Below are 14,898 nucleotides of genomic sequence, written 5' to 3'. Positions count from 1 at the left end.
CTCCGCAAGGAGCCCTTTTTTGTTCCCCGGCGAAACCTAATAGGTTGGCTATACTGTAAGAAGTGTTTGTCGAGGGGGATATTTTGAGTACTCGGTCGCTTCGTTCTCAATTAGTTTTTGGGGTAGTCATTGTGATCACTACCTTTGTTGCTGTGCAATTGTGTATACGCGCATTTGTGACTTACCCACAGCTAAAAGCCCTTTCTGAGAAACACGACTTTTATGAGCTGCAGCGGGTTGCATCAGAAGTTCAGCAAGAACTTAGGGCACTTGAAAACTTGGTGTACGACAATGCCGTGTGGGACTCTACGTATAACGCCATTGCGACAAAAGATGTGAACTGGCTAGCGAAGACCTACTTTTTACCTACCAGCTATACCACGTTAGGCATTGATGGATGGCTTTTCTTTGACAAGCAAAATAATGTCGTTGCTGCTGAGGTGTTTCAATCCACTCTTACCCTTGATGAGATTAGTCAGGCCGTCACTACAAGTGGCATTTTCGACGCTGTTGAACGACAGAGCACGGTTCATACTGTGTTTTCAATGTTTAGAGATACCCCTGTGGCACTTATCGCAAGTAAAATACTTCCTTCCGATGAACAGGGTGACTCCAATGGAACCGCTGTTGTTTTACAACGAATTGACCAAGGTTTCATTGAAAAGATCACGCCTAATATTACTGGTGACATTACCTTTCATGCTATTGATTCACTAGCACCACAGGCTATTTCGCAAAGTACTTCCTTCGATGCGCTAAATGTAGATGGTATTTCAACACCAACTGGCACGGCAACACTGCCTCGTCTATACGTGCGTTTCGAATCACAACAAGGGCAAACACTATTCGCTATATCAATCGCCCGTCCCAAGGGGCCGGATAAACACGTAATTGTAGATGGAAGCCTATTAGGAGGAGCACTTGTGTCGGTGCTATCTTTGATTGTGTTCTACGGCTTTATTAATAGAAAACTCATCAACCCCGTCTATGAATTGCTGAGTCTGGTTCAGCGTGCCCAAGACGAGCAAGACTTCTCGCTTCGCTGTAAACCAGATGGTGACAACGAAGTACATCAACTCGGCACCCGATTGAATAACCTGCTCTCACTTATTGAAAAACAACAAAACGCGGTTTATGAAAAAAATCAAATACTCGAAGGGTTAAGCCGTACAGATGCATTAACAGGACTTTCTAATAGGCGCTACTTTGACGAGTGGCTAGCCACACTAGCAGATAGTTCAAGCACAACGAACAACGCCCTTAGCCTTTTAGTGATTGATATCGACTACTTTAAACTGTTCAACGATTATTACGGACATGCAAAAGGAGACGAAGCACTGAAGCTAGTTGCTTCAAGTATTAAACAGTCACTTCATGAGGCTACCGACCATGCGTTTAGGTTTGGAGGAGAAGAGTTCACCGTTATATTGCAAAACACCAACTTAAATGATGCCAAAACCGTCGCGGACAATATTCGCAAACACGTAGAGAATATTAATTATGCGCATGATAAGTCTCCTATTTCTGACTATATTACTATCTCAGTAGGCGTTGCCGCTAAAGCCCCGGGCGAGCAACTAAACGAGAGTGAACTATTTGCCGATGCTGACCGCGCACTCTATCAAGCAAAAGCCAAGGGGAGAAACACGGTGTGCAGTGCCTAGCACACCAGAGCACGCTACAAAGCATAAAAAAACGGCCAACATTGGTTGGCCGTTTTCAATAAAACAATAAAGTAGGTCTATTCAAAAAGCGCTTTATGCAACTTTCTTACAACGTCTTCACTATCTGTTTCGTTAACCAGAAATGACAGGTTATGCGGGTTTGCGCCAAAGCAAATCATACGCAAATTGAAATCAGACACCGCAGATAAGATTTTACTCGATACACCAGCAGCCGTTTGCATGTTATTACCTACGACAGTAACTAAGTCATACCCCTTTTCAACTTTCACATCACATATTGTTTCAAGCTCTGCGATAGTCTCTTTATTCAACCGCTGTGCAACTGAATTAGCCGGGTTATCTAGCGTGAACGACACCGATATTTCAGAAGTGGTTACCAAGTCTACGCTCAATTTGTGCTTTGCGATAATCGCAAACACCTGCTGCAAGAAACCCTGTGCATACATCATTTTTGGCGTTTTAACCGTCACCATTACCTGCTCTTTGCGACGGGTGATTGCGCGATAAGCGGGTTCATGCTCACAGTCGCGAACAATCCATGTGCCGCCCTTTTCAGCCTCTTTGCTCGAACCAACGAAAACTTTAATATCTTTGCGAAGCGCAGGCTCCATAGTAGCGGGGTGTAGTACTTTTGCACCAAACGTAGCCATTTCTGCGGCTTCTTCAAAGCTTAACTCAGGTAATGGACGTGCAGCAGAGGTAATTCTCGGATCGGTGGTATACACACCTATTACGTCTGTCCAAATTTCACAAGACTCAGCATCAAGTGCTTCAGCCAACAGTGCCGCGGTAAAGTCTGAACCACCGCGCCCTAATGTGGTTGTTCTGCCTTCTTCATCAGCGCCAACAAATCCTTGTGTAACTACAATGGCACTTTCTAATTCAGGTGCAAGCAGCTGTTTAGCAAGCTTTTCAATTTCTTCAATTTGTGGGGCGCCTTCGCCAAATTCACTGTCAGTGCGCAGTACTTTACGCACGTCAAAATTCATAGTTTTGACGCCCTCTTCGGCAAGTACCGATGAAAACATTAGCGACGACATTCTCTCGCCCATCGACAATAGCTGATCTTTTAAGTCATCACGATGTAAGATTTCTTCGTGAAACGCGAGGCTACGCATTTCATCAAGCAAGTCATTGAGCTTAGGCTCAATGCTCTCTTTGTCACTCAATTTATTGAGGATAGCTAACTCAATATCGATGATTGCTTGGCACGTTTCCTCAATTTGTTGTTGCGTCATTGGTGTATGCGCAAGACTGACGAGGTGGTTGGTTACACCTGCTGCGGCACTTACCACTACAATTCGCGTTTTATCATTACCGGCAACAATTCGGGCACAATTTTGCATTACTTCATAATTCGCAACGCTAGTTCCACCGAACTTAGCTATCGATAAGGCATTTGTCACTATATTTAACTCCAGAATAAGCTAGCTTTAAGCCAGCACAATCGCGCGTTAACTCGCAATTAGTCAATCGTTATTTGGTCGCCGACTTTAATCTCATTCTCGGCAAACCACCCTTGGTTCATTTCCAATGCGTAAAGTACCTCTTTCGATGATCCGACCGACTCCAAGCTATGTGGAGTGAGAGGTTTTATATCCGTGATTACGCCATTTCTGTCGATAAATGCTACGTCTAGAGGAATGAAGGTGTTCTTCATCCACATTCCCGCAAACCGTGGTGATTCGAACTTGAAAAACATGCCACAGTCTTCACAAAGCGACTTGCGAAACATCAAACCGCGCGCTCGCTGCTCGAACGTTTTGGCGTATTCAACATTCAAGGTTTCCTCACCGACTGTGAGTGTTGCCTTGTCAAATACCACTGTTGATTCTGCGTCAACTTGCGCTTGAGCACACCCTAAGGTTAATACAAGTGCGGCAACAATAAAGAAAGATTTTCCCATTAGACATTCCTTTTCGCCATAAAAAAGCCGGTCGCCTATAGGGCCACCGGCTTTGTAGTTTATACACTATTTTATGCAACATTCAATGTTGGGATAATACGTGCCTTGGCCTCTTCTTCTGCTTGCTTAAAGCTAGGCATTTTGTCGAAGTTAGTGAGATATGTCTGCATTTGGCCTTTGCCGAAGGAAACTTGCAAAGCGGGGTTTGCCATTACGGGTTTTACCTGCGTACTTAAACGTTACCCAACTATTGACTGGCGGAGGGTTTTCTCTTTCTTTGTCACTAAAGCCGCTACCTAATTTAAAGATAACGCCTTCTCTGGTTTGCACCAATAAGGCGCCTAATACATCAGTATATTTCCCTTTGCCTTTCACATGGCTAATCACTTTAGCCTCGTCATCATCAAACTTTTTGAGTTTTAAAAGGTATTCACTTCTACCGTTGAAATAGAGCGCGTTTTTGTGATGAAGCATTAACCCTTCACCACTGTGAGACAGCACTTTATCTAGCGTTTTTTCTAGCTCATGCAGTGACGTTAAGTTGTACTGTTCAACCAGTGACAATGAGACATTTTTCGCGTCGTCTATAAGGCGGCGCAGCACCTTTAAGCGAGATTCAAAAGGAAGATCAGATTGGGGAAGGTCAAAAGCCATAAAAGCAACATGGTGCCAGCGGGTATCCGGTGTATAGCTAAGCACCACAGAAGTAGTCTTCTCAAACTGCCCTCGCTCAATCCACAATTCGCCATCTAATGCTACATTTGGCCAATCCTTTGTAAACCAATGCGGTGTATGAATAAGTGTTCCACTGCGGGTCAACAGTTGACTTCCCGTCCACCTTGCGCGGATACCATCAAGCTTTTCACTAACCCAGTAATTTTCTATGGTGATAATGTCCTGTTCAATATCGTAAGGTGTTGCTAGTTGAAGTGGCGTTATGTCCGCTGCAGCATGTAACGGTGAAGCTACGAGCATTGAAAAAACATACGCTGAGTACCCGGCCCTGTTCATCACTTGTCTCCCTTGATATAACGCGTTATGTCAGGGTCAAGTGTACAGTGCAGCGAATAGGTTAAAACTGGTCTTTGGCATGGTTTTTAGAAACCCAAAGTACACAAATAGTGCTAACTGTGGGCTGCTATTGAAATGGGCAAGTAAAATTCCGCCATAGCATTGGGACAGCAATGGCTTATGTTGCTTTCACTAAGAAAACAAATAGGAACTACGATAAATGATATTTTCTGAAAATTAGCTGACCAAGCAAATCCATTAAGTCGATTCAATGAACCTGCTTGGGCTACGATGTATACCTTGCTCTCACCAACAGGTATTAATTGTTGGGTAAACAGCAACGTCGTTTAACTAAATTCCAGCAAAATATCACTACCGAAGTGGCAAATATGCTACCTCGGACTCTGCTCTTTGAAGTGAGTTTCTAACTCTAGTAATTTCTTGCTCGTGAATAGTTGGAGCAAAAACATCTACCTTTTTAATTTTTTTCGGGCCTGTATCAACGCCGTTTCCGTCGCGACAAGAATTATTCGGCGCACCTCGAACCCGACTAATCTGGCGAGGGCAATTATCTAAAACATCGGGTGCGTCGTTGAATGCTAATGCTGAGCTTTGCTTAAAGACGAGTTTTCCACCAAAGTAAATCTTCTCTTCGGTTAAATTTAATGGAGAAAGCTGGCCTTCAAGGACATTCAAAACACTGGTTTCACCGTCTTTTGAACAGGTTACTTTGCCAAAAGTATAAATTCCGGGCTGTACATCGACAGCGGCAAATGCACCATCAGAAAATGTTAGGTGGGATACACTCTCGCCTGAAGATGGCAGGAGTTCAACATTCAAGCTTTCGCACCCTAAGTTGCTTGATACCTGAAGAATATAGGTTGCATTGGCCGCTGTCGCTGGGCTGGCTACGGCAGAAGCCGCCGCCACTGCTAAAAAAGAAGAGGCAAGTAAAACACGAGTCATAGCATTTCCTTATGTACGTTGACGTTATTGAAGGTTTGCAGAGACAATAAATCGTCTGTGAGCAAACCGTGTAATTCAACAATAGTTGAACGCAACTTGTTCATCAAGTAGACACAACGTTTTTTTAAATGATTACTTGTTAAATACCAACCATTGCAGTCGTTGAATAAATTCACTCTCGCTTCACTCTTTACAAGTCACAATAAATTTCCCAAAGGTAATAAACGAATTTGAGATAACAATGGCAGGTAATGACGTACGAATTAGATTTCACTATGCAATTTATGCAGTTGTACTTCTAGGAGTAGGTGTTGCAAGGATGGTGCAAAAGGCAACCAATGATGAGGGCGGAATTATCAGTCAATATGGGCCACTTGCTTTCGCATGTCTAATGTCTGTATGCGTTGTCAGTTATTCATTGCGCGCCCCTATTCTGAAGCGTTATTTTTGGCGTGTATTACTATTTACTCTCGTTGTCGTTGATTGCTTAGCCGTTGCGTTTACTGCCTATTTATCAATAAACGCAGTTAGCCTCTTTCAGGGGCCGGTAATGCTCACCTGGGGCGCGCTACTTCTAACACTACCGGCACAAGTCATCATGTATTACTACTCACACAATCGGAATTCAATTTGGTATAAGAAAACGAATTAACATCCGCTGTTATTGGAGTTGAGCAAGAAGACGTTTTTGTCGATTTAGATAAACCTGATAGCCATCATGACTTTCATCTGCCAGTTTAAGCGCTTTATTTACGTTAGTCAGCGCTTTGCGATACTCCCCCATTTGCTCAAAGCCATAGGCCAAACCATTATAGGCATCGGGTGTATTTGGGTATTGCGCGATATCGTACTCAAACAGGGCTATCGCTTTCTCGTAATTTTGCATGCCTACGTAATAATAACCAAGCTCTCTTATAACCCATTCAGGCGCCGTAAGATTCTCACCGCGCTGAGCAGATACTCTCGTGTAATAGTCTGAAATACTCGAAATATTGCCATCGTATTGGTGGGCACGAAGATACGCGGATAAAAACAATTGATGATACGCACTAAACGTGGATGCTGCGGTAATCAAGTTATGTGATACCCCTGGGTAGGTTTCATTTACCCACCTCATACCTTGAGGCTGATTTGCTTTTATGCCTGCAATCATGTCGTCGTAATAGGGGCGCATTGGTGCACCTTCATTACCGATAGACGTGTAAATATAATGATCTAACTGTGGTTGCGATTTAAGAAACGCCACCATATTTTTAGCCGATGCACCGTTGGCCCACCATACTGCTGCACTGTAAGCCAATGCAGCCTTAAACAAGTGTGGTTTTTCTCTTAAGGCATAAAGCGCAAAAACCCCTCCAGCAGATGCGCCTTCAATTACCCTAAAATCATGAACGCGATACTTATTTTCAACTAATGGCATCAACTCTTCGGTGATAAATGAAAGAAATTTAGCACCGCCCCCGCCATAACCAACAGGGCCGTTTGGGTCTTGATTGACCGTTGGATAAAAGTCACGTAATCGGTCGGTATTTTCAATGGCGACCACTATAACTTCAGGGGCAGCATTTTGAGACTGAAGAGACTCAAGCACTGCATTCATAGTTGTCAAATTACCTGCGCCATCTAATCTGTATATGACAGGATATTTCTTATCTTGGCTATCGTGGTAACTTTTGGGGAGTTGAACTACAACGCTTCGCGACTCATTCAACACCTTTGAATGAAGCTGCTCCGTTACGTACTGGTAGCGTTCTGCGGCACTAATTTCTTGTGAGAAAGCACCACCGGTGCTTAAAAATGACAGCACAACAACGAGGGTAAGGCTTAGAAGAGATTTCAAATTTAAATCCTTTTAAAGTACACCTACGATATACGAACCTTTATTCGCTTTTTAAGGTCAGCATTATATATTAGGTGAAAAATAGTAGACGCGTTATCAGTGAAGATAACATGGCAATATACGCTAACCTACGCGGTATTGAATGCCTTTTCAACATCAGTATTTGTAGAAAATGTTTTTGAGTTCAGATACTTCGCTAAAATTACATGTAAGGCATCTTTATCGATGGGTTTAGTGAGGTAGTCATTCATCCCCGCCGCTAACGCCTTTTCCAACTCATCTTTTACCACCGCAGCAGTAAAGGCAATAATTGGTGTAGAAATACTGTGATTGCGCAGAATGTTGAGAAATAACTAATTAGAAAATGCTCTTTGTAATATCGCCACCATAAGATCTCCAAACAGTGCCCCTGCAGTAGAGCGCTCGGCGCGTCTTACTTGGTAAGATTTATCAAGACAATGTGCAATCGCGTATTTGCCACTTCTGCACTGTTCGTTTCATCTTTCTCGATTTGCTCGATACAGTTATCAGTCTGAGCCATGCTAGTGGTACTGCAGCCACCACCCCACATCAGCGATAAGAGTAAAACAGCAGAGCCAATAAGTTTTTTCATTTGTTACCTTTCCTTAGTCGACGAATGAAATTGCGATGTAAACACGATACTAAAACATGCTCATCGTTATAGTACTTTCAAGTGTAGTGCTAAACGCTATTTCGTCAATCACAACAAAAAAGCCCCAACCGAGGCTGGGGCTTTCAATATTTGGTTATGTTGCTAAGTGCTTATACGCGCTTAACCGCCACATCCGCTTCAAACTTAGGCTTAACCGCCAAATCTTCTGAAGGAGGCGCAAACTTAGTTAGGTCAATTCCTGCAACTGCTTGCTTGTACTCTTCAGTTGTTGGGAAACGGCCAAGTACGGTTGAAAGTACTACCAGTGGTGTAGAACCTAGTAGTGATTCACCTTTCTTCTCAGCAGAGTCAGCTACAACACGGCCTTGGAACAAGCGAGTAGACGTAGCAATAACAGTATCGCCCGGCTCCGCTTTTTCTTGGTTACCCATACATAGGTTACATCCAGGACGCTCTAGGTAAAGAATGTTGTCGTACTTAGTACGGGCCGCTTCTTTAGGCTTAGCATCATCGAATTCAAAGCCAGCGTACTTCTGAAGGATTTCCCAATCGCCTTCTGCTTTTAACTCGTCAACAATGTTGTATGTCGGTGGTGCAACAACAAGAGGTGCTTTGAACTCTACAGAGCCGTTAAGCTTCTCTAGGTTACGTAGCATTTGCGCAATAATTTGCATGTCACCTTTGTGTACCATACAAGAACCAACGAAACCAAGGTCTACAGGCTTACCATCGTAGTAAGAAACCGGACGAATAACGTCGTGCGTATAACGCTTAGACACATCTTCGTTGTTTACGTCTGGGTCAGCGATCATTGGCTCATCGATTTGATCAAGGTCGATAACCACTTCTGCGTAGTACTTAGCGTTGTCATCTGGAGCAAGCGCTGGCTCTTCACCAGACTTGATTTCAGCAATACGCTTGTCAGCAAGGTCAAGTAGGCCTTGAAGCATCTTAGCTTCGTTGTCCATGCCCTTGTCGATCATAATTTGGATACGGCTCTTAGCAAGCTCAAGTGACGCAATCATAGTCTCATCGTTAGAGATACAGATTGACGCTTTCGCTTTCATTTCCGCAGACCAGTCGGTAAACGTAAACGCTTGGTCAGCCAGTAGAGTACCGATTTGTACTTCGATAACACGGCCTTGGAACACGTTTTCGCCAGAGAACTGCTTAAGCATTTGTGCTTGAGTAGCGTGAACCACATCACGGAAGTCCATGTGTTCTTTCATGCTGCCTTTAAAGGTCACTTTCACAGACTCTGGAATTGGCATTGCCGCTTCACCTGTGGCAAGTGCTAGAGCAACTGTACCTGAGTCAGCACCGAACGCGACACCTTTAGACATACGTGTATGCGAGTCGCCACCAATAATGATTGCACGGTCGTCTACCGTGATGTCGTTAAGCACTTTGTGGATAACGTCAGTCATTGAGTGGTAAACACCTTTAGGGTCACGCGCTGTGATTACGCCAAAGTTGTTCATAAAAGACATAAGCTTTGGAATGTTAGCCTGTGCTTTCTTGTCCCATACTGATGCAGTGTGACAACCAGACTGGTAAGCACCGTCAACAAGTGGAGATATTGTTGATGCCGCCATTGACTCTAGCTCTTGGCAGGTCATTGGGCCTGTAGTGTCCTGAGAACCTACAATGTTTACCTTAACACGAACGTCAGAACCTGCGTGAAGCGGTGCATCTGAGCTTACGCCAACCGCATTGCGGTTAAAGATTTTCTCAACAGCAGTAAGGCCTTGACCTTCGTGTGATACTTCTTTTGAAGGTGCGTAAACGGCTGGTGCTTTAACACCTAATGTACGCGCTGCGAAAGACTGAAGCTGCTTACCAAATACCACAGCGTAAGAGCCACCCGCTTTCATGAACTCCATTTTTTGCGGAGTAAATGAAGCAGATACGTCAGCTAGCTCTTCTGTTCCGTTGTAAAGCTTCTTCGCTTTAGTATCGATTGTAAGCACAGTACCTGTTGCTACAGAGTATGCTTCTTCTAGGACTGGGTCGCCATTTGCATCGCGAACAATTTCGCCGTTTTCGTCGGTTTTCTTAACCCAGTTTTTAAGATCAAGACCAATACCACCGGTTACGTCAACTGTAGTAAGGAAAATTGGAGCAATACCGTTAGTACCTGCAACAATTGGCGCTTTGTTTACAAATGGAATATAAGGACTTGTTGGTTCACCAGCCCATAGTGCAACGTTGTTCACACCAGACATACGTGATGAACCTACACCCATTGTGCCTTTTTCAGCAATAAGCATAACTTTTGCGTTAGGGTGTTTTTTACCTAGCTCAACAATTTCTTGCTGCGCTTCAGGAGAAATCATGCACTGGCCATGAAGTTCGCGGTCTGCACGAGAGTGCGCTTGGTTACCTGGAGAAAGAAGGTCGGTTGAAATGTCACCTTCAGCAGCAATATAGGTTACTACTTCAATTTTCTCTGGTACTTCAGGAAGCTTAGTGAAAAACTCTGCTTTCGCATAGCTTTCTAAAACGTCTTTCGCAATGGTGTTGCCTGCTTTAAACGCAGTTTCAAGACGTTCTGTATCCGCTTCGTACAGATAAACTTGCGTTTTAAGTACTTCTGCTGCTGGCTTAGCAACCGCTTCGTCATCAGAAAGCGCTAAGTCGATAAGCACTTCTACAGACGGGCCACCTTTCATGTGTGAAAGTAGCTCTAGTGCAAATTCAGGAGTAATTTCTTCTACTTTTTCTTCGCCAAGTACAATTTCCTTAAGGAATTGCGCTTTAACACCTGCAGCAGGTGTTGTACCTGGCAAGGTGTTATAGATAAAGAATTTTAGAGAGTCTTCGCGGTGCTCGTTCGTTGTATCTTTGATTTGAGCAATAATTTCAGACAGCAGGTCTGCACTGTCGATTGGCTTAGGGTTAAGACCTAGTTCCGTTTTACGGGTCTCGATCTCTGCCAGATATTCTGAATACAAACTCATAGTGTTCTCTCAGTCTTAGTTTTACTTGGGCGTAGTGTTAAGTCGGTCTTAGCTATACGCATATAAAAGTGGGCTATATTTTAACTGATTTTCTCGCTGCACGTAATGTTTGAAGTGAAATGGAATGAGTACTTTTCACTGTCAGTTTTTATTGACTTTGTACCCTCTCAACCTCTACTCACGCCGTTAAGCGCGGAATCAAATAAAAAAATAACGCTTTCATTTCATTAACTTGCAATAAAAATTAAGGCCCACACCATTTACATTGCGTGCCATACACACCCACTATCTGAATAAATGATAGTGTTGCACTTATGACAGACATTTTTCACACTTATGGTACTACCAGTTCAAATAACACACAACAATAGTGTTCTTTAGGCGCTTTATCGAGGAGATATTCGCATTACTTTGCTATTTTCCCCGTCAGTTAATACTAGGATATTGCCCTCACTATCAACAACGACATCGCGTAATCTTTCATAAAGCGAGTTACTTGCACTATGGGAATTGAGTACCGGGTGCACCTCAAACTTATCGGTCTGCGTGATGATGGCAAATAACTGCTTTGCTTTTAGCGAGGTTACAAGTAAGGTGTTTTGAAGTGTGGGGAACGCCGTCTGCGAGTAAAGTGTCATCGATGAAGGTGCTATAGATGGCGTCCAATTTACGAGTGGGTCCTGCATGCCTTTATAATGGGTAAAAGGTGAGATGTTTGCCCCTGAATAATCTTTACCTAATGTGACTACAGGCCAACCATAGTTCATGCCAAGCTCAATACGATTAAGCTCGTCTCCACCATCCGGACCATGCTCATGTTGGTAGATTTCACCATCAGCGCCATACACCAACCCTTGCGGGTTTCTGTGACCTAAGGTGTAAATGTAGGGTGAGTTTTTAAACGGTGCGTTTGGTAAAGGCGCGCCATCAATAGTAAATCCTATCACCTTCCCTAGATGAGAATTCTGTACCTGCGCCTTTTCTCGATAGTCAAAACCATCGCCCGTTGTAACGAGAAAACCACCGCTTTGTAGTGCTAGTAATTTGCCACCGTAATGTACTGGCGTATCTTTCGATTCATTCACTTCATAGACGTTGTGGATATCGCCAAAGCCTTGTTCTAGCGACAAGGTTGTTTTGACAACGGCAAGCCTATTGCTGTCATCAGAACCTTTAGAGTAAGACACCAACACGCTGACGTCATTTGCGCTGTTACCGCTAGATGTTTCGCTGTCGATAACAAGTAAATCGAGTAACCCACCCTGCCCCTGTGTATAAAGCTCAGGCAGCGCCAACGAGAAGCGTGAGCGACTTTTGTCTGCAGTAATAACGGTGACAAATCCATCTCGCTCGGCAATAAGCAGGGTGTCATTGGGCAATATTGCCATCGATTTAGGAAAATGGAGTTCAGATGCATATTCTTCTAGGGAGTACGAATGAATTACACCTTCTGTATTTTCTAATTCGTTGATGGCGCTAGTCTGAGCGAAAGCCTGTGCAGTTGTATGGGGTGATAGATGCAGGCATCCCATTGTTATGGCTAAGCCCGCTGTTAGAAAACTCAGTTTCATTAGGTGTACTCATTAATGCGATATTTATGGTATACCAAAAACAACGCACCATGTTTAGGTAAAAATATGCCGAGCCTCACAAATCGCTTTATTAAACTCATACTGCCTTTCTTATCAGCTTGGTTGGTCGCATTTTTACTCGCCAGTGTTTTTCATTCCTGTTTTGTCCTTTATGGGCTGATAGCAATTGATATTGATATCAACACGGCGTCTGCGTTTTCGATGATCTTTCAAGATATCACTGGATTATTACCTACTTACGGCGTCATTATTGCTGCTGCACTTCTTATTGCGTTCATCTTCGCTCGGTTTGTATTTTTAAGACAACCAACAGCAACCTCGCTCTCAATACTGGTATTTGCTCTTTCTGGCGCAGCTGCGTTCATGGTGATGTTAGCAGCTATGCAACCTATCTTAGATGTAACCTTAATTGCTGGCGCAAGAACCACAATGGGCATATTTGCGCAATGTGCTTCTGGGTTTGTTGGCGGTGCACTTTTCGGCAAACTGAAATAATAAGATAGCGAACGTACCATTAAAATTTATTATGACAATCTATAAGGTAACAAGCATGTAAATAGAAAGTTAACTTTGCTAATGTTATACGATATCAATCAATGTTTAGGAAAATTGCACAATGATAGCGTATCCCGATAATGTCTCTTGTTTAGCCGATTATATCGAAAGCGTTTTAGAGAAATTTGCAGACAAACCTGCGTACACAGCACTGGGCCAAACGTTAACATTTAAAGAGATAGACGAGAAATCCGGTGCCCTCGCCCGCTATTTTGTGCATAAAGCTAAGCTTAAAGCGGGAACAAAAGTTGCCATTCAACTGCCTAACCTTATTCAAAATCCTATTGCGGTTTATGCGGCACTGCGTGCTGGATTGGTTGTGGTTAATACAAATCCACTCTACACCGAACGTGAGATGAAGCATCAGTTTACTGATAGCAACGCCCAAGCCTTGGTTATTTTGAGCGACCTGCTCCCTAAGTTTGATAACATTAAAGCCGACACCAACATTACCACTGTTATTACAACATCAGCTACAGAGCTGCTCGATGCTAAAACAGCACCCGATATTGCTGGCACAATATCAATGACAGCAGCAATTCAAATTGGCGCAGATGCACCGAGTTTTGAGCGCGAGAATACCAGTTTGGGCGACCTTGCAATGCTACAGTACACTGGCGGAACAACCGGTGTCTCGAAGGGCGCAGCGCTTAGTCACAATAATGTGTTGAGCAACTGCATTCAAATGCTTGAACGCATAGGCGATGGTTTTAAGGATGGCGAGGAAGTACTTGTGTGCCCTTTGCCGCTTTATCATATATACGCGTTCACTGTTGGCATGATGGCACTTTTTGCAAAAGGCAGCCAAATTATTTTAATCCCCAACCCTCGGGATATAGACGGTTTTATCCAGACGCTCAAACCACATCGTATCTCCGCCTTTATGGGTATCAATACTCTGTTCGTCGGCCTTGGTCGTCATCCAGAGTTTGCCAAACTCGATTTTTCAAGGCTCCATCTGACTATGTCTGGTGGTACAGCCTTAACTCAAGCAGCTGTTTCAATCTGGAAAGATGTGACAGGCAATATGATTACTGAAGGCTATGGTTTGTCAGAGACTGCGCCGGTAGTGTCGTTCAATATTCCAGGTAAAGAAGAGATTGGTACTGTAGGCCATGAGCTTTTAGATACTGAAGTGGCATTACTAGACACTTACGACAAACCGGTTGCCGATGGTGAATCAGGACAAATTGCAGTGCGTGGCCCACAGGTAATGATGGGCTATTGGCAGCGTGATGATGAAACCGCTAAAGTAATGACAGAAGATGGGTTCTTCAAAACAGGTGATATTGGTATACGAACCGAATCGGGTGCAATCAAGATTGTTGACCGCTTAAAAGATATGATTATTGTGTCTGGGTTTAATGTCTATCCAAATGAAATTGAAGATATTTTAACGTCTCATCCAGATGTAATGGAAGCTGCAGTTGTCGGTAAACCCGATGACAAAACCGGTGAGCGAGTGTGTGCTTTCATCACAGTCAGCCAGACTGTAAATCATGATGACATTATCGCATTTTGTAAGACACATCTAACCAATTACAAAGTACCAAAATCTATCACAATATTAGATGAGCTACCAAAATCCACTGTCGGCAAAATTTTGCGCCGAGAATTGCGCTCAGCATAGTCTAATAAAAGCAGCCGAATGGCTAATGCCAGTCAGTTAAGCTGACTGGCATTTTTCTTTTTGGCGGGGTACTTACTTGGTTTGGGTTTAACACATCGTGGATATAACCTATCCTCTCG

General features: G+C 43.5%; 13 protein-coding genes. 4 read left to right on the top strand and 9 right to left on the bottom strand.

Features of this window, described 5'->3' with window-relative positions; genetic code table 11:
* Positions 1 to 83: 83 nt before the first annotated feature.
* Complete coding sequence (locus LHL20_RS07410) at positions 84 to 1,664, top strand: diguanylate cyclase (protein WP_226432842.1); 1,581 nt, start codon at positions 84 to 86, stop codon at positions 1,662 to 1,664.
* Positions 1,665 to 1,741: 77 nt separating this feature from the next.
* On the opposite strand, the gene lysC is transcribed toward LHL20_RS07410, so the two are convergent.
* From lysC to LHL20_RS07390, 4 genes are all read right to left on the bottom strand, one after another.
* Positions 1,742 to 3,091: a lysine-sensitive aspartokinase 3 gene (gene lysC, locus LHL20_RS07405; RefSeq protein WP_226432841.1), complete on the bottom strand. Its 1,350-nt coding sequence runs from the start codon at positions 3,089 to 3,091 to the stop codon at positions 1,742 to 1,744.
* Between the two features lie 59 nt (positions 3,092 to 3,150).
* Positions 3,151 to 3,591: a DUF192 domain-containing protein gene (locus tag LHL20_RS07400; RefSeq protein ID WP_226432840.1), complete on the bottom strand. Its 441-nt coding sequence runs from the start codon at positions 3,589 to 3,591 to the stop codon at positions 3,151 to 3,153.
* 150 nt (positions 3,592 to 3,741) lie between these two features.
* Positions 3,742 to 4,602: a DNA ligase gene (locus LHL20_RS07395; protein ID WP_226432839.1), complete on the bottom strand. Its 861-nt coding sequence runs from the start codon at positions 4,600 to 4,602 to the stop codon at positions 3,742 to 3,744.
* 372 nt (positions 4,603 to 4,974) lie between these two features.
* Positions 4,975 to 5,568, bottom strand: coding sequence for a hypothetical protein (locus LHL20_RS07390; protein WP_202263602.1), 594 nt, complete (start codon positions 5,566 to 5,568; stop codon positions 4,975 to 4,977).
* A gap of 241 nt (positions 5,569 to 5,809) precedes the next feature.
* Between LHL20_RS07390 and LHL20_RS07385 the strand changes: the two genes are divergently transcribed.
* Positions 5,810 to 6,220: a hypothetical protein gene (locus LHL20_RS07385; RefSeq protein ID WP_202263600.1), complete on the top strand. Its 411-nt coding sequence runs from the start codon at positions 5,810 to 5,812 to the stop codon at positions 6,218 to 6,220.
* A 9-nt stretch (positions 6,221 to 6,229) separates the two neighbouring features.
* Here the strand turns inward: LHL20_RS07385 and LHL20_RS07380 are convergent, their stop codons facing one another.
* The 5 genes from LHL20_RS07380 to LHL20_RS07360 form a co-directional block, all read right to left on the bottom strand.
* Complete coding sequence (locus tag LHL20_RS07380) at positions 6,230 to 7,408, bottom strand: alpha/beta hydrolase-fold protein (RefSeq protein ID WP_202263597.1); 1,179 nt, start codon at positions 7,406 to 7,408, stop codon at positions 6,230 to 6,232.
* A 128-nt stretch (positions 7,409 to 7,536) separates the two neighbouring features.
* On the bottom strand, positions 7,537 to 7,746 hold the full coding sequence (locus LHL20_RS07375) for a response regulator (protein WP_226432943.1): 210 nt from the start codon (positions 7,744 to 7,746) through the stop codon (positions 7,537 to 7,539).
* A gap of 95 nt (positions 7,747 to 7,841) precedes the next feature.
* Complete coding sequence (locus LHL20_RS07370; RefSeq protein ID WP_226432838.1) at positions 7,842 to 8,021, bottom strand: hypothetical protein; 180 nt, start codon at positions 8,019 to 8,021, stop codon at positions 7,842 to 7,844.
* 170 nt (positions 8,022 to 8,191) lie between these two features.
* Positions 8,192 to 11,002: a bifunctional aconitate hydratase 2/2-methylisocitrate dehydratase gene (locus LHL20_RS07365; protein WP_226432837.1), complete on the bottom strand. Its 2,811-nt coding sequence runs from the start codon at positions 11,000 to 11,002 to the stop codon at positions 8,192 to 8,194.
* Between the two features lie 386 nt (positions 11,003 to 11,388).
* Complete coding sequence (locus tag LHL20_RS07360; protein ID WP_226432836.1) at positions 11,389 to 12,573, bottom strand: PQQ-dependent sugar dehydrogenase; 1,185 nt, start codon at positions 12,571 to 12,573, stop codon at positions 11,389 to 11,391.
* Between the two features lie 66 nt (positions 12,574 to 12,639).
* Between LHL20_RS07360 and LHL20_RS07355 the strand changes: the two genes are divergently transcribed.
* Positions 12,640 to 13,089 (top strand): hypothetical protein, encoded by a 450-nt coding sequence (locus LHL20_RS07355; protein WP_226432835.1) that lies wholly within the window; start codon positions 12,640 to 12,642, stop codon positions 13,087 to 13,089.
* Between the two features lie 121 nt (positions 13,090 to 13,210).
* On the top strand, positions 13,211 to 14,779 hold the full coding sequence (locus tag LHL20_RS07350; protein ID WP_226432834.1) for an AMP-binding protein: 1,569 nt from the start codon (positions 13,211 to 13,213) through the stop codon (positions 14,777 to 14,779).
* Positions 14,780 to 14,898 lie beyond the last annotated feature (119 nt).

Source organism: Alteromonas sp. McT4-15 (genome assembly GCF_020515205.1).
Taxonomy (GTDB): Bacteria; Pseudomonadota; Gammaproteobacteria; order Enterobacterales; family Alteromonadaceae; genus Alteromonas.
This window is presented reverse-complemented; position numbering and strand designations above follow the sequence as displayed.

Bases quoted from the DNA above. Each gene is read 5' to 3' on its own strand.
- LHL20_RS07400 (WP_226432840.1), bottom strand. From the start codon at position 3,591: ATGGGAAAATCTTTCTTTATTGTTGCCGCACTTGTATTAACCTTAGGG.
- LHL20_RS07395 (WP_226432839.1), bottom strand. From the start codon at position 4,602: ATGAACAGGGCCGGGTACTCAGCGTATGTTTTTTCAATGCTCGTAGCT.
- LHL20_RS07390 (WP_202263602.1), bottom strand. From the start codon at position 5,568: ATGACTCGTGTTTTACTTGCCTCTTCTTTTTTAGCAGTGGCGGCGGCT.
- LHL20_RS07385 (WP_202263600.1), top strand. From the start codon at position 5,810: ATGGCAGGTAATGACGTACGAATTAGATTTCACTATGCAATTTATGCA.
- LHL20_RS07370 (WP_226432838.1), bottom strand. From the start codon at position 8,021: ATGAAAAAACTTATTGGCTCTGCTGTTTTACTCTTATCGCTGATGTGG.
- LHL20_RS07365 (WP_226432837.1), bottom strand. From the start codon at position 11,002: ATGAGTTTGTATTCAGAATATCTGGCAGAGATCGAGACCCGTAAAACG.
- LHL20_RS07360 (WP_226432836.1), bottom strand. From the start codon at position 12,573: ATGAAACTGAGTTTTCTAACAGCGGGCTTAGCCATAACAATGGGATGC.
- LHL20_RS07355 (WP_226432835.1), top strand. From the start codon at position 12,640: ATGCCGAGCCTCACAAATCGCTTTATTAAACTCATACTGCCTTTCTTA.
- LHL20_RS07350 (WP_226432834.1), top strand. From the start codon at position 13,211: ATGATAGCGTATCCCGATAATGTCTCTTGTTTAGCCGATTATATCGAA.